This is a genomic window from Wolbachia endosymbiont (group B) of Eucosma cana, from assembly GCF_947250645.1.
Lineage (GTDB): Bacteria > Pseudomonadota > Alphaproteobacteria > Rickettsiales > Anaplasmataceae > Wolbachia.
The window spans coordinates 981,503-1,002,322 of record NZ_OX366334.1 but is presented as its reverse complement, the minus strand read 5'-3'; the positions used below and the strand labels follow the sequence as shown (position 1 = coordinate 1,002,322).

Here is a 20,820-nt window from a genome sequence, read left to right as displayed (position 1 = left end):
ATATACTAACATTTTATTCAAGCTCAACTTTAGTTGCTCCTGCTTCAATAAGTTTTTGCTTTATTTTTTCTGCTTCGTCTTTAGAAACATTAGCAGTCAAATCTTTGGGTAAAGACTCAACTAATTCTTTCGCTTCTTTTAAATTCAATGTAGAATTAACTTCTCTAATAGCTTTAATCACTCCTATTTTTTTGCTTGCATCAATCTCTTTGATTACAACTTTATATTCAGCTTTTTCTTGAGCAACAGGAGCAGTAGCATTATCACTAATAGGCACCCCAGCACCAACAGCTCCACCAAGAAAAGAACCACTAGGCAACCCTATTTTTTCTTCTAGAACCTTTACAAGTTCAGAAGCCTCTAATAGATTTAAAGATAATATTTTATCAACCAAATCACTTGTTACATTATTCATACTTACCACCTTATTTAACAACAAATTTATTTTTTAGAACTACAGTAATCCAAAACTCTCATAAGCCTCATAGAAGATGAATTAATAGACAATGCTAACCTAGCAGGAATATCATAAGATATTAAACGCATAATTTTAACACGCAATTCATCCAAAGAGGGAAGCTTAGCCAATTTGTTAACATCTTCCACTGTTAACAATTCATTTATATGAGCCGCACAAATCACAGACATTTTTTCTTTGTTAGCATTAATAAAATCAACTATTAACTTTGCAGCTTCTACTATAGCGCTAGAGTATATAATAGCAACAGAACCAGAAAATTTATCTGATAAATAAGAAAATTTACCAGTCCTTTCCAAAGCCAAGCAAGCTAGAGTATTTTTAACTACTAACATCCCACCCATTACAGATTTTAGACTATTCCTAAGAATTAATGAATTGCTAACATTCATAGACTTGAAATTTACCAATATTAAGAAATCATTATTTACAAACACATTCATTATGTTTTGTATAAATTCATCCTTATCTTTACGCTTCACAACTTCGCTCCCTTAAATTATATCTTCTACTTTGTTTATTTTATGAGCTTTACCCATAGTTGAATTTAAAAAAACGCTTTTAAAGTAAACTCCTTTCACAGAAGCAGGTTTATTGTCTCTAATTACTTTAAGAAAGGCTTTTAAATTTTCCAGCAAATCATCAATATCAAATTTAATACTTCCTAATTTACCATGAATAACCCCATTTTTATCCGTCCTGAATTTTATTTGACCAGACTTAATGGTTTTAGTAGCTTCCGCAATGTTAGAAGTCACAGTACCAAATTTAGGGTTAGGCATCAGCCCTTTAGCACCCAATACTTTTGCAATAGGAGTGATTTTTGCCATGAAATCAGGAGTAGTGATGCACCAATCAACATTCAACTTTCTACCTTTTTTTATCTCTTCAACTAAATCTTCTCCTCCTGTAATATCAGCACCAGCTTTTTCAGCTTCTAATAAATGTTTATCTTGAGCAAAAACAGCTACTTTAATATTCTTCCCGATACCTTTAGGCAAAACTACTGTACCACGCACCTGCTCTTCAGATTTACGTGAATCTACACCTAAATTGACTGCGATATCAACTGATTCATTAAATTTTGCTGAAGCAGACTCAACAATCTTCTCCAAACACTGCTTAGAATTATCATTATATGTACTCATTTACCTAACCTTCCACAACTTCTATACCCATAGATTTTGCAGTGCCTATAACCATCTTCACTGCTGAATCTTCATTATCCACTTTCATATCAACCATCTTACACTTTGCCACTTTAATGATAGCAGACATAGATAATTTAGCCACTAATTCTTTACCAGAATTACCAGAACCTTTACTTAATTTAGCTTCCTGCTTAAGCAAATAAGCCACAGGCGGACCGCTGACAGTAAAATCATGAGAGCGATCATCCTTTATGGAAATTCTCACTGTTACTAAATCACCTACTTTATAACTAGCGTTAGCAGCGCTAGTAGCTTTATTAAAAGCTTCACAAAATTTAGGAACAGGTATACCACGCGGGCCAAGTACTGAAGCAATTTTCGGTCCTGGAACTGCTTTCCCAGCTTCCATAAGTAAGTTAATCTTAGCAACTATATTACTCATAATTAATCCTCTATTTTCTCTACTTGAGCCAAATCAAGCTCTATTATTGTTGGCTTACCTAAGATTGATACTTCAACATTAATAATTTTTTTCTCGTCATTTACCATATCTACCTTACCAGTAAAATTTTGAAAAAGACCATCATTAATTTTTACTTTTTCACCTTTCTCATAACCATAACTCAACTTTTTCGTTTCTTGAGCATTGTAAAGCGCACTACACATTGAGCGAATCTCATTATCCTCAATCACCTTTGGAACATTACCATTTTTCAAAAATCCATAAACCTTAAGAGATTTTGGTATATTATTAATAAAATTTAATACCTCATCGCATAAATTCATGTATAAAAAGACATAACCAGGAAAGGACTTCCTTCGTTTAGCATTTTTTTTAGATTTTAAATCCATCTCACTTAATTCTTCACAAGGAATAAAAACCCTATTAAAATAATTATTAATATTCAATCTCATAGAATTTTCTAATATATATTGGCGCACTTTCTCTTCATAATTAGAGGCAACTCTTAAAATGTACCACTTATATCTATTAAATTCCTTACGTTTTAAAATTACCTCATCATCTGAAATCATCTCAAAATTACCAGACTCATCACCACAAAACCCAGTCATTTGATTCAAAATATTTTTGCTTTCATCACACAGATGCATACATATATATACTTCACATAACTCTTTTATATCAGATTTTACATCACATACTGTCTGATAAGGAACAAACACCTCCTTAAAGTAAACAGTATTGGTTGCCAACTCGCATATATCCTTCTCATACCCGTAATCGACTTTAATGATATACCATTTATACTTATATTCCATAAATAATTCCAAATAAAGTCTTAATTACGTAAAGAGACATAAAATCTACGAAGCAAAAGAAAATCGAAAAGCATAATATAACAATTATTACAGTAAACAAAGATGACAATACCTGCTGTTTCTTTATCCAAGCAATTCTCCTTATTTCTTGCTTTATATCGCAAAAAAAAACATACAGGTTTTTTAACATTTCTACCATAACATTAATGCAGGAGCGATAGGAATTGAACCTACAACCTCTGGTTTTGGAGACCAGCGCTCTACCAATTGAGCTACACTCCTATAATTCAAATTTACTCTAAAATCTCCGAAACAACGCCAGAACCAACAGTTCTACCACCTTCCCTTATCGCAAAACGCAATCCTTTATCCATTGCTATTGGTACTTGCAATTCCACTTCTATACTTACATTATCCCCTGGCATTACCATCTCCTTTCCATCTAGCAATTTTATGCTCCCAGTTACATCCGTTGTCCTTAAATAAAACTGTGGCTGATAATTTCCAAAAAATGGTGTATGCCTTCCTCCTTCTTCTTTCTTCAATATATACACCTCCGCATTAAATTTCTTATGCGGGGTTATTGTCCCTGGTTTTGCCAATACTTGCCCTCTCTCCACTTCTTCTCTCTTTGTTCCTCTTAGTAGTATTCCTACATTGAGTCCTGCACTTCCCTTATCTAGCAACTTCTTAAACATCTCAACACCAGTACATATCGTCTTTTGCGTCGCTTTCAGACCTATTATCTCTATCTCATCCCCTGCCTTTATCTCCCCCTTCTCTATTCTTCCTGTTACTACCGTTCCTCGGCCCGATATTGAAAATACATCTTCTATTGGCAACAAAAACGGCAAATCTACAGGCCTTGGAGGTACTGCCACATACTCATCTAACTTCTCCATCAATTTATCTATTGATTTCTTTCCATACTCACTACCATCATCCTCTAATGCTTTTAACGCAGACCCAACTATCACAGGCACTTCATCACCTGGAAATCCATACTTACTCAGCAACTCTCTCACTTCCATTTCCACCAAATCTATCATATCAGCATCAGCAACATCAGCTTTGTTTATATATACCACGATATATCCAACACCCACTTGTTTTGCCAGCAATATATGCTCTCTCGTTTGTGGCATCGGCCCATCAACCCCTGACACTACCAATATTGCTGCATCCATCTGTGCTGCACCTACTATCATATTCTTTACATAATCAGCATGTCCAGGGCAATCAACGTGTGCATAGTGTCTCTTTTCTGTTTGATATTCAACATGCGCTGTTGCTATTGTTATCCCTCTCTTTCTTTCTTCTGGCGCTTTATCTATCTGATCATATGCTACAAAATTACCATAATGCTTTGTTATCGCCGCTGTTAACGTTGTCTTCCCATGATCCACATGTCCTATCGTTCCCACGTTTACATGCGGCTTTCCAAATGCTTCTACTATCGCTGTCATAATTACTAACCTTTAATTATACTTTAACTTTAACTCATCAACCACATATTGTGGCACTTGTTCATAACAAGAAAAATGCATACTATACTGAGCTCTTCCCTGAGATATAGAACGCAAAACATTTATATAACCAAACATATTTGCAAGAGGAACCGAAGCAGTAATTATTTTGCTATTATTACCTAAATCCAGCATATCAACAACACTGCCTCTTCTACTATTTATATCACCCATAACATCACCCATATATTCTTCAGGAGTAATGATTTCCACTTTCATTATAGGTTCTAGCATTTTTGGACCAGCTTTATTTGCCATTTCCTTAAAAGCACCTTTAGCAGCAAGTTCAAAAGCCAAAGGACTAGAATCAACATCATGAAAAGCACCATCAAGAAGAGTAGCCTTAAAATCAATCAATGGAAAGCCAGAAATTATACCACCTTCTTTTATCAACTCTAAGCCATTTTGCACTCCAGGTATATACTCTTTTGGAATAGCACCGCCTACAATTTTACTTTCAAACTGAAAGCCAGAACCAGGCTCAAGAGGTTCGAATTTTATTTTAACTTTAGCAAACTGACCAGCACCACCTGATTGTTTTTTATGAGTGTAATCAATTTCAACAGATTTAGTGATAGTTTCACGATATGCAACTTGAGGCGCACCAACGTTAGCTTCAACATTAAACTCGCGCTTCATTCTATCAATAATAATCTCAAGATGCAGCTCACCCATACCTTTCAATATAGTCTGCCCACTCTCCGCATTTACTGACATCCTCAAAGAAGGATCTTCTGCAACTAATCTATTCAAAGCAACACCTAATTTTTCCTGATCTGAGGTAGTTTTCGGTTCTATAGCAGTTTCAATAACAGGATCAGGAAATTCCATACGCTCTAATAGTATAGGAAAATCAGATGAACATAAAGTATCACCAGTAATTGTTTTCTTTAATCCAACTAAGGCAACTATATCACCAACTTTAGCTTCGTTTATATCTTCTCTGTTATTTGCATGCATAAGTAACATTCTACCAATTCCTTCAGTCTCATTCTTTCCAGCATTTAACACAGCAGATTTAGATTTTAACTTACCGGAATAAATACGAATAAACGTCAAGCTACCTACAAATTTATCCGTCATCACTTTAAACGCAAGAGCAACGAATTTCTCTTTTTCTGAAGGTTTGATCTCAATTTTCTTTTCTGAATCTTTAGGATCAGTTCCAATAATTACATCAACATCAATAGGAGAGGGTAAAAAATCAACCACACCATCTAAAAGTGATTGCACGCCTTTGTTTTTAAAAGCTGACCCACATAATACAGGGACAAATTTTCCTTTAATGGTCCCTCTTCTCACACACTTTTTCAATAAATCAGTTGGCAGATCGTTAGATTCAAAGTAAATATTTATCGCCTCATCATCCATTTCAGCTGCAGCATCTAATAAAAGATTTCGATACTCTTGAGCCTTATCAAGCAAATCAGAAGGAATATCTTCATAAGAAAATTTAGCGCCTAATGTTTCTTCTTGCCATATAATAGCTTTCATAGAAATAAGATCGATTATGCCTTTAAAATCTTTCTCACTTCCTATTGGCAACTGAATAACTAAAGGTGATGCGCCAAGCTTCGTTTTTATCATATCGACACATCGATAAAAATTTGCCCCTATTCTATCCATTTTATTAACAAAGCAGATACGAGGAACGGTATATTTATCAGCTTGACGCCAAACCGTCTCAGACTGAGGCTCAACTCCAGCAACTCCATCAAATACAGCAACTGCACCATCCAAAACCCTCAAAGATCTCTCAACCTCAATAGTGAAATCAACATGACCAGGAGTATCTATTATATTAATCCTATGATCATTCCAAAAACATGTTGTTGCAGCAGAGGTAATTGTAATGCCACGCTCCTTCTCTTGCTCCATCCAATCCATAGAAGCCGCACCATCGTGCACTTCACCAATCCTATTTTGTTTACCAGTATAAAATAAAATACGCTCTGTTGTGGTGGTCTTGCCAGCATCTATATGAGCCATTATTCCTATATTTCTATACCTAGATATTAAAACTTCCATACCACAATCAATCAGCTAATATTAAAAACGAAGATGAGAAAATGCCTTATTAGCTTCAGCCATTTTATACTTTTCTTCACACATCTTAAATGCACCACCACATTTATTATAAGCATCTAATATTTCAGACTGCAAACAATAAACAGTAGTTCTACCACTCTTTTTTCGAGCAGCAGAAGTTGCTCTAGCAATCCACCTTAATGCCAAAGAAATTGCTCTATCTTGACGAATTTCAACAGGTACTTGATAAGTTGTACCACCAATACGTCGAGAACGCACTTCTATAGAAGGAGTAACATTTTCTACTGCTGTTTCAAAAATTGATAAGGCATCTTTGCCTATTTTCTTTTCAGCTAAGGACAAAGCACTATAAGCAATCTTTTCTGCAATAGATTTTTTACCACATTTCATAATTATATTAATAAAACGCATAACCAAGACACTACCATAACGAGAGTCAGGGCTTGTTCTTTTTTTTGCTTTATTACGACGTGCCATAAATTTTAACCAGATTTCTTTACACCATATTTTGAACGAGCTTTCTTTCGATTTTGCACACCACGTAGATCAAGAGCACCTCTTATTATGTGATAACGTACACCCGGCAAATCCTTAACTCGCCCGCCACGTATTAAAACAACGGAATGCTCTTGTAAATTATGACCTTCGCCAGGTATATAAGCCGTCACTTCACCGTATCCACTAATCTTTACTCTAGCTACCTTACGTAGTGCTGAATTAGGCTTTCTAGGAGTTGTAGTATATACCTTAGTGCAAACACCCCTTCTTTGAGGATTGCATTTTCCCAAAGCTGGCACCTTCTTCTTGCGAGTTAACCCTGATCTACCCTTACATATTAATTGACTTATCGTAGGCATATACTGTAAATTTAAAACTCTGAAAATAACTAAGTCTTAGTTATAAAATAATAAACCTCAATAGTCAATATAAAAATAAACATTACTACTCTAAATAATCTCAGCCTAATTGCTTTGAAAGCTACTGATAATTATATGCTAAAGCGCATATTGGTTTTAATATTAAGAAATTATCACTTGCTGTAGTCGAATTAATATAGATATGGAACAAGTAATATACTGTGATGGCTATCAAAGAATATGCAGAAAATAATCCTTATAATAGAGCCAAGAGTTTCTAACATTAATGCAAAAATACTAACCGAATTACCAGTAAAGCCAGATGATTTTTACAATCCTACTCTTGACACTTAGATTTAATGCAGCTACCCTAAGTTCAAAATTCTATACTCAATTTTGCTGTTCTTGCATACAAGGAACACGTTTTTAGAATAATGAAAACAATCAGCGCTTTAATTAAAGAAGGGTCAAAGCTACTATCATCACATAGAATTGAATCACCACATTTGGATTGTGAAATCATCATGCAATACGTACTTGGAGTAGAAAGATCATTCACAATCATGAATCACACCAATCAGGTACCAAGAAACAAAGAGCTTCTATTCTGGAAATTAACAAAAAAAAGAGCAGAAAGATATCCAATATCGCAAATAATAGGTAATCGTGAATTCTGGAGTAAAAATTTTATAGTTAACCAACATGTTCTAGATCCAAGACCAGATAGTGAGACAGTAATTTCAACAGTGTTAAAATATTACCAAAATAAGAAGCAAAAAATAAAAATTGCAGATTTTGGCACAGGCACAGGCTGTTTGTTGATCTCCATACTTAGTGAGTATGAATATGCTATTGGAGTTGGTTTTGAAAAAAGTCTGGAAGCATACAAAATTACCTGCCAGAACACAAAGAAACATAATCTTCTCAACAGAGCTAAAATATTTCCAAATTCGTGGACAGAATGTAGAGATTTATTTGATCTCATAATAAGCAATCCTCCATATATTAAAAGAAGTAAGTTAAAAAATCTGCAAGCTGAAGTGCAAAAAGAGCCAAGAATTGCTCTTGATGGTGGTATCGATGGATTGAGCTGTTACCTGAGTATTTTTCCAATATTGAAAAAGTGCCTTAAAAAAGATGGGTTTGCGATACTGGAAATAGGCGAAGATCAAAGCAATATTGACAAAATAATACCCTTATATGGACTGGCTTTTCAGGAATACGTATACGACTTGGCTGGAATGAAAAGATGCATTGTTGTAAAGCAAGATAAAGAACATGACTAGTGGAACGCTAGCTTTCTAAGAACCTGTTCATAATCTCAAGAAAGGCATAAAGTAAGAAATAGAGTGTATAAATTAGGATATATGAGGAGTGTATACCCAAGTGACATAAGTCGAGAGAAGTTTGAGATTATTTCACCAGATCTGGAGTCTTGTGGAAAAAACAAAACCAAAAAAACTTGATTTGTATGATATATTTTGCGGAGTGTTGTACGCCCTAAAAAGTGTTTATCAGTGGAGGATGCTACCAAAAGAGTTTCCCAAAACGGCGCAATTGTTATGATTATTTCAAAAATGGAGTGAAAAAGTAAAAGGAAATAAAAAAAAGTATTTTGGAGTGCATGTTAAAAAAAATAGTTAGTGTGGTCCGACAAAACAATGTTTGGAAAGAAAAAACCAGCTTTTGCATAATTGACGCTCAGAGTGTAAAGAACGCAGACACTGATGAAGAAAAAGGCTATGACGCTGGTAAAAAAATCTCAGGAATAAAACGCCATATCGCACAAGATATAGATGTTTGCTATTTATTCTTAAGATTATTTAAATAGCATTTTACTTTTTTAGTATGTAGAGATTTTCTAGAAATTATTCTATTGAATTCTATGATATTATTTTTTGTAGCATTGTTATACATACCATAAGAGTGAACTGACGAAATTTGTAAAGTAGCTTTATGGCTTAGCTACATGATACTAACACTCAAGTAAATTTTCATCAATGGCGCAATTTGCTATGTCTATATCTCACATAACTTACAACTTGCTTTACTCCTTTTACTTTTCTTGCAATTGCTATTACAGCTTTTAATTCTGCCTTATTTTGAGCTATGCCCATCAAATAAACGACTCTATCAACTGTATTAACACTATAATTAATTGATTTAATATTTCTTTTTCCCAAAAGCCTTGTGCTTATCTCTGCTGTTATCATACCATCTACAGTAACATCTAGCATAGAAGCCATTTTAATTGGTGTGACTCTTATTTCATTTATCACTTCTTTAATCTCTTTTTGCTGCCAAGCTATTTTCTCTGCTGTGAGTTGCTTTTCATGATTATCAACATTTCCAATGAGTAATACTCTTCCTTCACTCACTTTAACTTTTATAGATGAGAACAGTCCGTGTTTTAAGAGTCCCTTATTGATTCTTATTACTATAGTTGTATCATCAATAATGTTTCCCAAGGATTTATCTTGCATTGTTATTGATGTAGCCGCTGCAGTTGCTGTTACCACTATACCACTTACAAGAGCCGTACAGCCACTCTGTGTAATCAGAAAAATTGCGAGTAAGAAGCTTGCTATTAATCTCATTATTAATTTCCAGAGTTTAGAGCCTTAATTAAAGAATATTAATAAGCTTTTTTTATTGTGTAAATACTATAAATTGAATAAGCCTTGAATATTTCTAAGACAGTACTTATCTTAATAGTGTTAGTTAAAGTAATTCAGGCTTAGATTCATAGTGGAGTTAACCAGTATTATAAGTTCAGTCTGTGGTACTAAGATCTAATCTTTAAATTGTATAAGATGACAGAAGTGGTTATCTATAAGTTAATGAAGGGCTCTTGCGGATATGGCGAAATTGGTAGACGTGCCAGGTTTAGGTCCTGGTGAGCTTGCTCGTGGGGGTTCAAGTCCCTCTATCCGCACTTAAAGTCATGTAACTCAGGTTTTAAGAGAAAATTTATAATCACTAAGTACACTTTTGTTTGTATAAGAACCTGTTCTTAAGGATTGTATTTAACTTAAATTCTGGTAAAGTGGCTTTATTAAAACATAAATAAAATATTGATAACAGGTTGTAATGTCTAGTAATATACCTCAAAATGCAGTCGAAGCAGATACATTAAGTAATATATATACCTATAAGGAACTTAGTGTAGATAAACTAAAGTATGAGTATGAAATCACAGTTAGTAGTGATTATATAGAACAAAAGATAAACTCTAGATTACAAGAAATAGCGAAGAATGCAAAATTGCCTGGATTTAGATCAGGAAAGATCCCTTACGATCTTGTTGTTACAAATTATAAAAACGAAGCTTTGGAATATGTGATAAACGATACGATTGACTATTGCTCAAGTGATTTAATGAAAAAAATCGAAGTTAAGTCTCACATCCATCCTAAGGTTGATATTATGTCATTACCAAACCTGGATAAAAAGGATGAAAAAGGCGACTTTCTGTACAAATTATCTTTTGAATCGATGCCAAAAGTGCCAGTGATAGATCTTGATAAAATAAATTTGAAGAAAGTTAAGGCAAAAATCAAAGAGGGAGACATAAAAGAATTTATTGATTCTATAAAAACAAAATTTCCTAACTTTGTCTCTGTTGATGATGTTTCTTATCAAGCAAAAAACGAGGATAAACTGATAATTGACTTTGAAGGGCGAATTAGAAATAAGCTCTTTCAAGGTGGAAGTGGCAAAAACTTTACTGTTAATTTAGGATCTGGAACATTTATAAATGGTTTTGAAGATCAATTAATTGGCATGAAAAAAGGGGAAACAAAAAGCTTTAAGTTGAGATTTCCTGAAGATTACCAGGTAATTTCCCTTGCGGGGCAGGAGGCTGCTTTTTCTGTTCGAGTCAATGATATTCAGATTGCCAAAGATTTGCAAAGTGATAATGAAATAGCTAGGGGAATTGGTTTTGAAGATCATTCTTCGCTAATAAATCATGTAAAAGAAGTAATTGATAATCAGTGTAAAAAAATGGGAGATCTCTTAATTAAGAAAGAGCTATTTGATTGTTTGGATGCTAGTTATAGTTTTGATTTGCCTATAGAAGTAGTAAAACAGGAACAGCAGAGAGTGGAAAGAGAGTTGAATGCTAAAGGTGATTCTTGTAAAGAAGCTGAAAGACGTGTAAAGCTTGCAATGCTATTTATGGAGTTCAGTAAAGAATATGAAATATCATTAACTCAAAATGATATTATGAACGTTATTGTAAATCAATATGTCAGTAAAGATGTATCATTTGACAGAGTATTTAAACATTTTAAATCAGATGGACAATTTCAGGAATTAGTTAGAGGGCAAGCGCTTGAGTATAAAGTGACAGATTATATGATAGAAAAAGTTAGTAAAGAAGAACAGATTGTTTCTGTGAAAGAATTAAAGGAATTATTTGATAATATTTGATAGGAAAAGGTATGACTCTTATACCAATTGTAGTTGAACAAACTAGTCGCGGTGAGCGGGCTTATGACATATATTCAAGGCTAGTAAAAGAAAGAATAATTTTCGTAACTGGCCCTATTGAAGACAACATGGCCAGCGTAATAGTAGCACAGCTTTTATTTTTAGAATCGGAAAATCCCGATAAAGACATTTGTATGTATATTAACTCACCAGGTGGTGTTGTAACTGCTGGTTTGTCGATCTACGATACAATGCAGTATATAAATCCAGACGTTTCAACTTTGTGTATAGGTCAAGCTGCATCTATGGGTTCTTTGTTGCTTACAGCTGGTGCGGAGGGTAAACGTTACTCGCTACCTCATTCAAGAATTATGATACATCAGCCATCTGGTGGTTATCAAGGTCAAGCAACTGACATAGAGATACATGCTAATGAAATTTTGCGAGTTAAGAAAAAACTAAATCAAATTTATGAAAAACATACTGGAAATTCACTAAAGAAAATTGAAGGAATGATGGAAAGAGATAAATTCATGGATCCTGAAGAAGCAATGAAAATTGGCTTAATTGACAGAGTAATAGCTGAGCGTAAAGATATGAAGATTGAAAATATTAAAGTTAAACAAAAGGTAGTTTAATGGATAACAATAATGATTTACACTACTGTTCTTTTTGTAACAAGGCACAAAACGAAGTAGATAAATTGATTACTAACTCTTCAGATGGTTTAAAGGTGTTCATTTGTAATGAATGCATAGAGTTATCCCATAAAGCAATAAGTCAAAAGAAAGAGAGAGCTTTTAATTCAGATCATATATCTGATATGAAGCTATTACTAAAGAAACCTGAAGATATAAAAAATTTTCTTAGTAAGCATGTTGTAGGTCAGGAACATGCGCAACACGTTTTATCTGTGGCTATGTATAACCATTGTCAATCCATGGTGCAACTTCATTCTATAAGTGATATTGAAATTGAGAAGTCAAATATAATGCTTATTGGCCCTACTGGTTCTGGTAAGACTTTGCTAGCAAAAACACTTGCTAAAGTTTCAGATGTGCCATTTGCTATGGCCGATGCGACAACTTTGACTGAGGCAGGTTATGTAGGTGATGATGTAGAAAGCGTGTTGTCACGTCTATTACAAGCTGCAAATTATGATGTTGCAAAGGCACAGCATGGTATAGTGTTTATCGATGAAATAGACAAGATCACAAGAAAGTCTGAAAGCGCTTCAATAACCCGTGATGTTTCAGGTGAAGGGGTCCAACAAGCTCTACTAAAAATCATGGAAGGTACGGTTGCTTATGTTCCTCCACAAGGAGGGCGAAAACACCCGCAACAAGAGTTTATACAAGTAGACACTAGTAACATACTATTTATTTGTGGAGGAGCTTTTGAAGGCCTAAATAAAATTATTGAGGCAAGAAAAAAGGGAACATCAGTTGGCTTTGGAGCAGATATAAGTCAGTCTAAAGCACAAAAGAAAAAAAATGCTTTACGCGATGCTCAACCTGAGGACTTAATCAAATTCGGTTTGATACCCGAATTTGTAGGACGGGTTCCAATAACTGCTGTTCTAGATGAGCTGGATCACGAGGATTTAATACATGTGTTGACAGAGCCAAGAAATGCGCTAGTAAAACAATATAAAGCATTGCTTGCATTTAGTAAAGTAAACCTTGAGTTTTCAGATGAAGCAATATCAGCTATTGCTAAAAAAGCTATAAGCTATAAAACAGGTGCAAGGATGTTACGTGCTATCTTAGAGTCACTTTTACTTGATGTTATGTATATATCCGGCAACGGAGGTTTTGAAGGTAGCACTATAACGGTTACTAAGAAAATGGTAGAATTAGGCAAAGCGACGATTAATCATAATAATAAGGGTAGTGTTATAACGGTTAATGATTAATTTGAGGCATATATTATGAGTATTGGACGTGCTGTAAACTTTAATTCTACTGTATTACCAGTATTACCTCTAAGAGATGTAGTAATTTTTCCAAATATAATGTTGCCTTTATTCGTAGGTAGAGAAAAATCTGTTCATGCACTAGAGTATGCAATAAGTAGCAGTAGTCACCAAAACGAGATTTTTCTCATAGCACAAAAAGATGGTTCTATTGATAATCCAGAGCCAGAGAATCTTTATGAAGTAGGCGTGTTAGCAAACATTATACAACCATTAATAAAACTGCCTGACAATGCAGTAAAAGTCATGATTCATGGGGTAAGAAGGGGAAGAGTTATAGAATATATTAGCTCTCACACTTTGTTACAGGCCAGAGTAGCGTTAGATGGTCATTATGAGTATGGAGAAAATGAAGATAATATTGATTTAGAAGCTTTAAGGCGTTCTGTTATAGATGCATTCGACAATTGGTGTAAACTAAGCAAGAAAAGTCGACCCGAGATTATTATTGACCCCATTGATCAAGTTAAAGAGGTTAATCAAATTGTAGATATGATAGCTTCGCACTTAAATATAAAGGTATCAGATAAGCAAAACATACTTGAAGTTTATAACCCAAAAGAGCGTTTAAAAAAAGTTTTTGCTCTTATTGAGAGAGAAATAAGTATTTTGAGTGCACAAAACCGCTTGTATAAGACAATTAAATCACAGGTTGAAAGTACTCAAAAAGTTTACTACCTTAATGAGCAATTAAAAGCTATACAGAAAGAATTAGGTGAGTTTGAAAATGGAGATGAAGGGAATATACTCAATGAATTTGAAAAAAAGATAAATGAAACAAAGCTTTCTGAGGAAGCAAAAAAGAAAGCCATAACTGACTTAAAGAGATATAAGAAAATGAATCCCATTTCTCCTGAAGCAACAGTTATATCTAGTTACTTGCATTGGTTGCTTGATTTGCCATGGGGAAAGTACAAAGATGCAAAAATTAACTTAAATGCGGCTAAAAAAATCTTAGATGAAAATCATTATGGCATAGAGAAAGTAAAAGATAGAATAATAGAATTTTTAGCAGTATTAAAGAGAGTAAAAGAGATAAAGGGTCCTATACTTTGCTTAGTTGGACCACCTGGTGTTGGTAAAACTTCTTTAGCTAAGTCTATGGCAAAAGCAGTAGGAAGAGATTTTGTTCGCATATCTCTTGGTGGTATACGTGATGAGTCTGAAATACGAGGACACAGAAAAACTTATATTGGCTCAATGCCTGGTAAAATCATTCAACACATGAAAAAAGCTAATTCATGCAACCCGCTTTTTCTGCTTGATGAAATAGATAAGATGGGTTCTGATTCGCGTGGTGATCCTGCATCTGCATTACTTGAGGTTTTGGATACTGAGCACAATAAACACTTTACGGATCATTACTTGGAAGTTGAATTTGATCTTTCAAGTGTAATGTTTGTAGCTACGGCAAACAGCTTAAATTTGCCACATCCTTTGCGTGATAGGATGGAAATTATACAATTATCTGGATATAGCGAAGATGAGAAGATCAGTATTGCTACGCATCACCTTATTCCAAAATTAAAAAAAGAGCATGGTTTGCATCAGAAGGAGTGGAAAATAACTAATGAAGCATTATACGAGTTGATACGTTTATATACACGTGAGAGCGGCGTGCGAAGCATGGAAAGGGAACTTGCAAAGCTCATGAGAAAAGCAGTTAAAGCAATATTAACTGATAAAAATAAGAAAATATCCGTAGAGGTTGGTAATTTACAAGATTACCTAGGGGTACGTAAGTATACCTTTGGCATTGCAGAAAATGAGAGTTTGGTAGGGGTAGTAACTGGTCTCGCCTATACTGAAACAGGTGGTGATATTTTAATGATAGAGTCAGTCCTAATTCCGGGCAAGGGGGAAATAAAATACACAGGAAAGCTTGGAGAGGTTATGCAAGAGTCTATAAAAGCTGCGTATAGTTATGTGCGATCAAATTGTTTATTTTTCGGTATAAAACCCGAAAAATTTCAAAATAATGATATACATTTGCATGTACCTGAGGGTGCTGTGCCAAAAGATGGTCCCTCTGCTGGCAGTGCAGTATGTACATCTATTGTTTCTCTTATGACAAATATACCAGTTAACAAAAGTGTTGCTATGACAGGTGAAGTAACATTGCGTGGTAGAGTGTTGGCTATTGGGGGTTTGAGAGAAAAATTGCTTGCTGCGCTAAGAGGATCAATCAAAACTGTGATTATACCAAGTGAAAATGAGAAAGATATGCAAGAGATTCCTGCAAATATAAAAGAAGAAATCAATGTAATTTTTGCTGAGAATATTGATGAAGTTATAAAAGTTGCTTTGATGCACCCTATTACTTCAATTGATGATAATAACGAAATTAGTGTGTCTAGCTCCATAGAAAATAAGGATAATACCTTCCCTTCATCAGAAACATTAAAGCACTAAATTGAAAAGGTTTATGCAATTTTCGTTTCTTTTTTTTAACCTCAAAGCTCTGATTTGAATATATAAATTACAAGTAACATATATGGCAATTTCATAAGTTCATTTTTCAAGCATATATTGCAATATCTCACTAGCAATTGCAACATCTTGGCGTGGAGTTTTACCATGTTCTATAAACACTGAGATTGCATAGCGCGGATCATGGTAGGGGCCATAAGCGATAAACAATTTATGACTTTCACCTTTAGAGTTTATCTCTGGTGTACCGGTTTTGCCAGCAATTTGTATACTGCCTAGTCCTTTTCTATAGTTAGAATTCACCACGTCAAACATAGCTTTTCGAACCACACTAAGATGCTCATGATTCACATCAATATCAAGAAAGTCTTGCCCTGATTTACTCATCTCAATGTGGGGAATTACCTCCTTTCCTGTTGCAACCCTCGCTGCAAGAACCGCAAGCTGTAATGGCGTTGTAAGTAAATACCCTTGTCCTATAACTAAGTTAATGGTATCACCTAAATACCACTCTGAATATAGCTTGCGTGCACGCCAATTCATGTCAGGCAACAATCCCGGAGCTTCTTCCTTAAACATTCCAATTAATGGTCCACTTCCTATACCAAATTTGCTAGCCATTTCTAGTAGAGAATCTACATTTATTTTTTTTCCTATATTATAAAAGTAAGTGTTGCATGAGAAGGCCATTGCTTCGTTTAAAGATACATATCCATGGACTTTGCTTTTTAGGCAACGAAATTTTCGTTCACCTATTTTCATATAGCCCCTACACGAGAACTTTTCTTCTGGTGTTATTATTCCATCTTTTAAACCCGCAAGCGCATCTATTATTTTAAATATTGAACCAGGTGGAATTTGATATGATAATGCACGGTTTACAAGCGGTAACGAAGGAATATTTAAACTTTCCCAAGTTTCATTTGATAATCTGCTAGTGAAAAGATTATTATCGTAAGAAGGTGAGTTATACAATGCTAAAATTTCTCCGTTATTTACATCAATTACCACTGTGGAACCTTGGTGGTCTTTAAATATCTCTGCGATTTTTTTCTGTAAATCAACATCAATTGTCAGCTGTACATCTTGTCCGTCTTGTTGAGGTATGCTAGACAACTCTCTCATGATACGCTTCTTAGAATTTATTTCCTGCTCAGACTTGCCTGTCCTGCCTTTTAATATATCATCATATGTATATTCAATGCCACTAACCCCTGCTTCGTTTATGCCTTGCTGTCTTTTCGTGTATCCGATTATATGAGAACATATCGAACCAAATGGGTAGTAACGTTTATAAAGAGCAGTTATTCTTCTTTCTGATGATTTTATCGCATCAGGTTTAATTTCCGATAACATCTGCAAGTCAACTTCCCTAGTAAAGTTTTTTTGCCCATCAAACAAAACAATATACGAAATTTTGTTTACTGCGAGTTCAACGCTATTCCTATCCAAAATCCTGCCTCGTTTAGGCACAATAGTAACAACTTTTATCCTATTATTATTGGATAGCACTTCATATTTTTGTCTATCTCGTACTTGTAAAGTATACAACCTATAACTAAAAATAGCAGAAATAGTAAGCTGAATACCACCTAATATGAATGACCTACGGTTGAAGACCTTGTTTTTTGTCCACATAGAATTCCTTTAGAACGCACTCCTTCTCCTTTTATTGGCATATTTCTAGCTTTCACCACATCACAAATCCTCTTTTCCCAATCACTTAAGGTAACAAGCTCATAACCCGATTTTTTTATTATTTCAATAATCTGAGGTAAAGCTTCAACTGTATTTGATTTGTTATCGTGATCATGGAACAATATAATCGCTCCATTATGTACATTGCTTAAAACTCTTTCAACCAAAATCTCTGATTTATCACCTTGCCAATCCAGAGAATCGACTGTCCATAATATGGAATACATATTTAATCGATTAGTATTTTCGATCAAATTATCGTTATGACATCCATATGGTGGGCGAAACCATTTTACATTCTGTTCTGTTGCATTTTTAATTGCCACATTTGTCTTTTCCAGTTCTTGCAATTGCTCCTCACTTGAAAGTGATGTCAACTTCCTATGCGACCAAGAATGATTACCTAATTCATGACCTGCTTGATGGATCTTTTCTACTATTTTAGATGTTTTTTTATTTATGCGTTCACCAAGCAAAAAAAATGTCGCTTTTGTTTTATTGCTCTCCAGAATATTAATAATATCTCCCGATCTATTATAAGATGGACCATCATCAAACGTAAGCGCAACGAACTTATCGTTGTTATTCAATAATTTCTTTATATTACTTAAATTTTTATATGATAGATCCAAATCACAATTGAGCCCACGATACGGTAAGTTAAAGTTACAATCACTACAGAAAACTGCGCTTGAATATAGCAAAAGAAAAGCGATTATTCTTATAAACATATATAATCAGCAAAGTGATAGAGTACTACACTTTTTTGCTAAATTAAACCACTTTTAACAGCTACTGTTTACTTCGTTACTTTGTCAATATATTATATTAATAACTTTATATAATATAGTATGATTGCAAATATAAATACCGTTGCACTTCAGGGAACCAGCACAGTAAATGTTAATGCACAAATTCACATGGCAAATGGTATTCCAGCTTTTAATATTGTTGGACTGCCGGATAAAACTGTTGCAGAATCCAGAGAGCGTATCAGAGCAGCGTTAAATTCAATCAATCTTCTGTTACCTCCAAAAAGAATCACAGTTAATCTTTCCCCTGCGGATTTGCTTAAAGAAGGTAGTCATTATGACTTAGCTATTGCTGTTGGATTACTTGTTGTAATGAATGTGATACCAGTTGAAAAAGTTCAGTCTTATATAATTATGGGCGAGCTTGCACTAGACAGCAGAGTCATACCAATCTCAGGAGTACTTCCAACAGCAATCAATGCAAAACAGGCAAATAAAGGAGTAATTTGCCCAAGGGGAAATGGAGTAGAAGCTTCATGGGTAAAGAATGTTTCTATTCTAGCTATAGAGAAATTAACCGATATTATCAGACATTTTAAGGGTGAGCAGTTAATTCAGCCGGTAACTTTTAACTATAGCGCTGCACCCAAAGAAAAAAATTCAGTTCCAGATATAAAGGATATTAAAGGTCAAGTTGTTGCAAAAAGAGCAGCTGAAATTGCAGCAGCAGGTGGACACAATATGCTTCTTGTTGGACCTCCTGGTACTGGAAAGTCAATGCTTGCTAAGCGATTTATAGGGCTATTACCCGATTTGACTGAACAAGAGATGATTGATGTTAATATCATCTCTAGCATAACAAAAGCCGGTAACGAAACATTTAAAGTAACTCGTCCCTTTCGTGAACCTCATCACTCATGCTCGATGTCAGCGATGATAGGAGGAGGAAAAAATGCAAAGCCTGGGGAAATTACCATGGCTCACAATGGTGTGTTATTTCTTGACGAGCTACCTGAATTTCCAAGGCTTGTGCTTGATTCTCTACGCCAACCACTTGAAGATAGAAAAGTCACTATCGCAAGGGCAAATGCTCACATTACCTTATCCAGCTAATTTTCAACTTATAGCTGCAATGAATCCCTGCAGGTGCGGTTACTTAGGTGATGCAAGTAGATCGTGCAACAAAGCTCCAAAATGCGGCACAGATTATAGAAATAAAATATCAGGACCTTTGCTTGATAGAATAGACATATGCATTGAAATGCCAAACGTTAGTATACTCTCTCCTGAAATTTCTTCAGAAGGAGAAAGCACTGAAAATATTAGAAAAAGAGTGATAGCAGCGAGGAAAATTCAAGCTGAGCGTTATAGTAAATTGAATATTTATTGTAATGCAGAAGTAAGTGGTGAAGCATTAACTAAGCCAGACGAGGAAGGATTAGAATTACTAAAATACGTACTGAAAGAAAATTACATTTCCAATCGAGGCTACATACGCATATTAAGAGTTGCAAGAACCATTGCAGATCTTGCGAAAAGTGAGGAAATAAAAAGAGCACATATTGCAGAAGCACTAAATTACAGAATAAGAATGTATAAATAAGTTAATTTACTTGACAGGAAACTTTTTTTTGCCATATACTACCCTTAGTGAAATTTTAATATTTTTGGAGTAGAGTTATGCCGACAGTAGAAACAATGAAAGGTAAAGTTAAAGAAGTTTATAATCAGGGTTATGGTTTTGTAACAAAACACCCGTATAAAACAGCTGCTACTTTTGTAGCAATTGCAGCAGTAGCCTCGCTTACAGCTGCTTATCTCTTAAGCCCAGCTTATGCAACTTTTGTTGGTAAAGTTGGAACAAAAGCTGCAACACTTGTTAGTCCTGCTATTACTGCAATGTCTGCATTTGCAGTTGCTCATCCACTTGTTGCTAGTTTGGTAGTTCTTGCTGCAGTAGCAGCTTTAATAACTGCACCTGTGTATGCATATATGAACAGTAGTAAGGCAAATCAAATTGAGGAAGCAGGTAAATTGCTTAATGGTGAAGAACCAGGAACCCAATTAGACGAGATCAGACAAGTACTTGGGGTACAAAAAGGAACTGCGAAAAGCTAGTAGCAGTTTTCAATAAAAAGGGATAGAAGCCTATCCCTTTTTTACAATTTTTTTTTTGCATCTTAAGCAGT

General features: G+C 34.6%; 19 protein-coding genes, 2 tRNA genes and 2 pseudogenes. 9 read left to right on the top strand and 14 right to left on the bottom strand.

Features of this window, described 5'->3' with window-relative positions; translation table 11 throughout:
• Window positions 1-13: 13 nt before the first annotated feature.
• The 11 genes from rplL to rpsL form a co-directional block, all read right to left on the bottom strand.
• Window positions 14-415 carry a 50S ribosomal protein L7/L12 gene (rplL, locus tag OOK99_RS04975; RefSeq protein ID WP_264719581.1) on the bottom strand — a complete coding sequence of 134 codons (402 nt, stop codon included), beginning with the start codon at window positions 413-415 and terminating at the stop codon, window positions 14-16.
• A 26-nt stretch (window positions 416-441) separates the two neighbouring features.
• Window positions 442-960: a 50S ribosomal protein L10 gene (gene rplJ, locus OOK99_RS04970; RefSeq protein ID WP_006014692.1), complete on the bottom strand. Its 519-nt coding sequence runs from the start codon at window positions 958-960 to the stop codon at window positions 442-444.
• Window positions 961-972: 12 nt separating this feature from the next.
• Window positions 973-1,626 (bottom strand): 50S ribosomal protein L1, encoded by a 654-nt coding sequence (gene rplA, locus OOK99_RS04965; RefSeq protein ID WP_213864005.1) that lies wholly within the window; start codon window positions 1,624-1,626, stop codon window positions 973-975.
• Between the two features lie 4 nt (window positions 1,627-1,630).
• Complete coding sequence (locus tag OOK99_RS04960) at window positions 1,631-2,071, bottom strand: 50S ribosomal protein L11 (RefSeq protein ID WP_143689749.1); 441 nt, start codon at window positions 2,069-2,071, stop codon at window positions 1,631-1,633.
• Window positions 2,072-2,073: 2 nt separating this feature from the next.
• Complete coding sequence (gene nusG, locus OOK99_RS04955; RefSeq protein WP_264719580.1) at window positions 2,074-2,910, bottom strand: transcription termination/antitermination protein NusG; 837 nt, start codon at window positions 2,908-2,910, stop codon at window positions 2,074-2,076.
• The gene (secE, locus tag OOK99_RS04950) at window positions 2,900-3,100 is read right to left on the bottom strand and encodes a preprotein translocase subunit SecE (RefSeq protein WP_241653945.1); all 201 of its coding nucleotides are present in this window, start codon (window positions 3,098-3,100) and stop codon (window positions 2,900-2,902) included. Before secE ends, nusG begins: the two co-directional genes overlap by 11 nt.
• 19 nt (window positions 3,101-3,119) lie before the next feature.
• Window positions 3,120-3,192, bottom strand: a tRNA-Trp gene (locus tag OOK99_RS04945).
• Between the two features lie 11 nt (window positions 3,193-3,203).
• Window positions 3,204-4,376: an elongation factor Tu gene (gene tuf / locus OOK99_RS04940; protein WP_264719577.1), complete on the bottom strand. Its 1,173-nt coding sequence runs from the start codon at window positions 4,374-4,376 to the stop codon at window positions 3,204-3,206.
• A 12-nt stretch (window positions 4,377-4,388) separates the two neighbouring features.
• Window positions 4,389-6,464 (bottom strand): elongation factor G, encoded by a 2,076-nt coding sequence (gene fusA / locus OOK99_RS04935; RefSeq protein WP_264336205.1) that lies wholly within the window; start codon window positions 6,462-6,464, stop codon window positions 4,389-4,391.
• 21 nt (window positions 6,465-6,485) lie between these two features.
• Complete coding sequence (gene rpsG, locus OOK99_RS04930; RefSeq protein WP_264336204.1) at window positions 6,486-6,962, bottom strand: 30S ribosomal protein S7; 477 nt, start codon at window positions 6,960-6,962, stop codon at window positions 6,486-6,488.
• Window positions 6,963-6,967: 5 nt separating this feature from the next.
• Window positions 6,968-7,342, bottom strand: a complete 375-nt coding sequence (rpsL, locus tag OOK99_RS04925) for a 30S ribosomal protein S12 (RefSeq protein ID WP_264336203.1) — start codon at window positions 7,340-7,342, stop codon at window positions 6,968-6,970.
• A gap of 434 nt (window positions 7,343-7,776) precedes the next feature.
• Here rpsL and prmC point away from each other — a divergent pair, with 434 nt between their 5' ends.
• Together prmC and OOK99_RS04915 are read left to right on the top strand one after the other, a co-directional pair.
• Complete coding sequence (prmC, locus tag OOK99_RS04920; RefSeq protein WP_019236648.1) at window positions 7,777-8,628, top strand: peptide chain release factor N(5)-glutamine methyltransferase; 852 nt, start codon at window positions 7,777-7,779, stop codon at window positions 8,626-8,628.
• Between the two features lie 81 nt (window positions 8,629-8,709).
• Window positions 8,710-9,134, top strand: a pseudogene (locus OOK99_RS04915) (transposase); the annotation flags it as partial.
• 205 nt (window positions 9,135-9,339) lie between these two features.
• Here the strand turns inward: OOK99_RS04915 and OOK99_RS04910 are convergent.
• A complete protein-coding gene (locus OOK99_RS04910) occupies window positions 9,340-9,939 on the bottom strand; it encodes a BON domain-containing protein (RefSeq protein WP_108784706.1) in 600 nt (199 codons plus the stop codon).
• A gap of 256 nt (window positions 9,940-10,195) precedes the next feature.
• Between OOK99_RS04910 and OOK99_RS04905 the strand changes: the two genes are divergently transcribed.
• The 5 genes from OOK99_RS04905 to lon all read left to right on the top strand — a co-directional run bounded on the left by OOK99_RS04905 (window position 10,196) and on the right by lon (window position 16,163).
• A tRNA-Leu gene (locus OOK99_RS04905) sits at window positions 10,196-10,277 on the top strand.
• A 155-nt stretch (window positions 10,278-10,432) separates the two neighbouring features.
• Entirely contained in the window at window positions 10,433-11,776 is a 1,344-nt protein-coding gene (gene tig, locus OOK99_RS04900; RefSeq protein WP_264719574.1) for a trigger factor, read from the top strand.
• 11 nt (window positions 11,777-11,787) lie between these two features.
• On the top strand, window positions 11,788-12,414 hold the full coding sequence (gene clpP, locus OOK99_RS04895; protein ID WP_108784694.1) for an ATP-dependent Clp endopeptidase proteolytic subunit ClpP: 627 nt from the start codon (window positions 11,788-11,790) through the stop codon (window positions 12,412-12,414).
• Window positions 12,414-13,691 (top strand): ATP-dependent Clp protease ATP-binding subunit ClpX, encoded by a 1,278-nt coding sequence (gene clpX / locus OOK99_RS04890; protein WP_010406852.1) that lies wholly within the window; start codon window positions 12,414-12,416, stop codon window positions 13,689-13,691. Before clpP ends, clpX begins: the two co-directional genes overlap by 1 nt.
• Before the next feature lie 15 nt (window positions 13,692-13,706).
• Entirely contained in the window at window positions 13,707-16,163 is a 2,457-nt protein-coding gene (gene lon / locus OOK99_RS04885) for an endopeptidase La (protein WP_264719573.1), read from the top strand.
• 99 nt (window positions 16,164-16,262) lie between these two features.
• On the opposite strand, the gene OOK99_RS04880 is transcribed toward lon, so the two are convergent.
• Window positions 16,263-17,819, bottom strand: a complete 1,557-nt coding sequence (locus OOK99_RS04880; RefSeq protein ID WP_139686890.1) for a penicillin-binding transpeptidase domain-containing protein — start codon at window positions 17,817-17,819, stop codon at window positions 16,263-16,265.
• The gene (locus OOK99_RS04875) at window positions 17,774-18,610 is read right to left on the bottom strand and encodes a polysaccharide deacetylase family protein (RefSeq protein ID WP_264719572.1); all 837 of its coding nucleotides are present in this window, start codon (window positions 18,608-18,610) and stop codon (window positions 17,774-17,776) included. The genes OOK99_RS04880 and OOK99_RS04875 overlap by 46 nt, the downstream gene beginning before the upstream one ends.
• A 120-nt stretch (window positions 18,611-18,730) precedes the next feature.
• On the opposite strand from OOK99_RS04875, the pseudogene OOK99_RS04870 reads away from it, so the two are divergent.
• Window positions 18,731-20,234, top strand: a pseudogene (locus OOK99_RS04870) (YifB family Mg chelatase-like AAA ATPase).
• Window positions 20,235-20,311: 77 nt separating this feature from the next.
• Window positions 20,312-20,749 (top strand): hypothetical protein, encoded by a 438-nt coding sequence (locus OOK99_RS04865; protein ID WP_264719570.1) that lies wholly within the window; start codon window positions 20,312-20,314, stop codon window positions 20,747-20,749.
• Window positions 20,750-20,820 lie beyond the last annotated feature (71 nt).

What these genes read in the sequence shown, in the direction of transcription:
- rplL (WP_264719581.1), bottom strand. Translation starts at nt 415, where the DNA reads ATGAATAATGTAACAAGTGATTTGGTTGATAAAATATTATCTTTAAAT.
- rplA (WP_213864005.1), bottom strand. Translation starts at nt 1,626, where the DNA reads ATGAGTACATATAATGATAATTCTAAGCAGTGTTTGGAGAAGATTGTT.
- OOK99_RS04960 (WP_143689749.1), bottom strand. Translation starts at nt 2,071, where the DNA reads ATGAGTAATATAGTTGCTAAGATTAACTTACTTATGGAAGCTGGGAAA.
- nusG (WP_264719580.1), bottom strand. Translation starts at nt 2,910, where the DNA reads ATGGAATATAAGTATAAATGGTATATCATTAAAGTCGATTACGGGTAT.
- secE (WP_241653945.1), bottom strand. Translation starts at nt 3,100, where the DNA reads ATGTTAAAAAACCTGTATGTTTTTTTTTGCGATATAAAGCAAGAAATA.
- tuf (WP_264719577.1), bottom strand. Translation starts at nt 4,376, where the DNA reads ATGACAGCGATAGTAGAAGCATTTGGAAAGCCGCATGTAAACGTGGGA.
- fusA (WP_264336205.1), bottom strand. Translation starts at nt 6,464, where the DNA reads ATGGAAGTTTTAATATCTAGGTATAGAAATATAGGAATAATGGCTCAT.
- rpsG (WP_264336204.1), bottom strand. Translation starts at nt 6,962, where the DNA reads ATGGCACGTCGTAATAAAGCAAAAAAAAGAACAAGCCCTGACTCTCGT.
- rpsL (WP_264336203.1), bottom strand. Translation starts at nt 7,342, where the DNA reads ATGCCTACGATAAGTCAATTAATATGTAAGGGTAGATCAGGGTTAACT.
- prmC (WP_019236648.1), top strand. Translation starts at nt 7,777, where the DNA reads ATGAAAACAATCAGCGCTTTAATTAAAGAAGGGTCAAAGCTACTATCA.
- OOK99_RS04910 (WP_108784706.1), bottom strand. Translation starts at nt 9,939, where the DNA reads ATGAGATTAATAGCAAGCTTCTTACTCGCAATTTTTCTGATTACACAG.
- tig (WP_264719574.1), top strand. Translation starts at nt 10,433, where the DNA reads ATGTCTAGTAATATACCTCAAAATGCAGTCGAAGCAGATACATTAAGT.
- clpP (WP_108784694.1), top strand. Translation starts at nt 11,788, where the DNA reads ATGACTCTTATACCAATTGTAGTTGAACAAACTAGTCGCGGTGAGCGG.
- clpX (WP_010406852.1), top strand. Translation starts at nt 12,414, where the DNA reads ATGGATAACAATAATGATTTACACTACTGTTCTTTTTGTAACAAGGCA.
- lon (WP_264719573.1), top strand. Translation starts at nt 13,707, where the DNA reads ATGAGTATTGGACGTGCTGTAAACTTTAATTCTACTGTATTACCAGTA.
- OOK99_RS04880 (WP_139686890.1), bottom strand. Translation starts at nt 17,819, where the DNA reads ATGTGGACAAAAAACAAGGTCTTCAACCGTAGGTCATTCATATTAGGT.
- OOK99_RS04875 (WP_264719572.1), bottom strand. Translation starts at nt 18,610, where the DNA reads ATGTTTATAAGAATAATCGCTTTTCTTTTGCTATATTCAAGCGCAGTT.
- OOK99_RS04865 (WP_264719570.1), top strand. Translation starts at nt 20,312, where the DNA reads ATGCCGACAGTAGAAACAATGAAAGGTAAAGTTAAAGAAGTTTATAAT.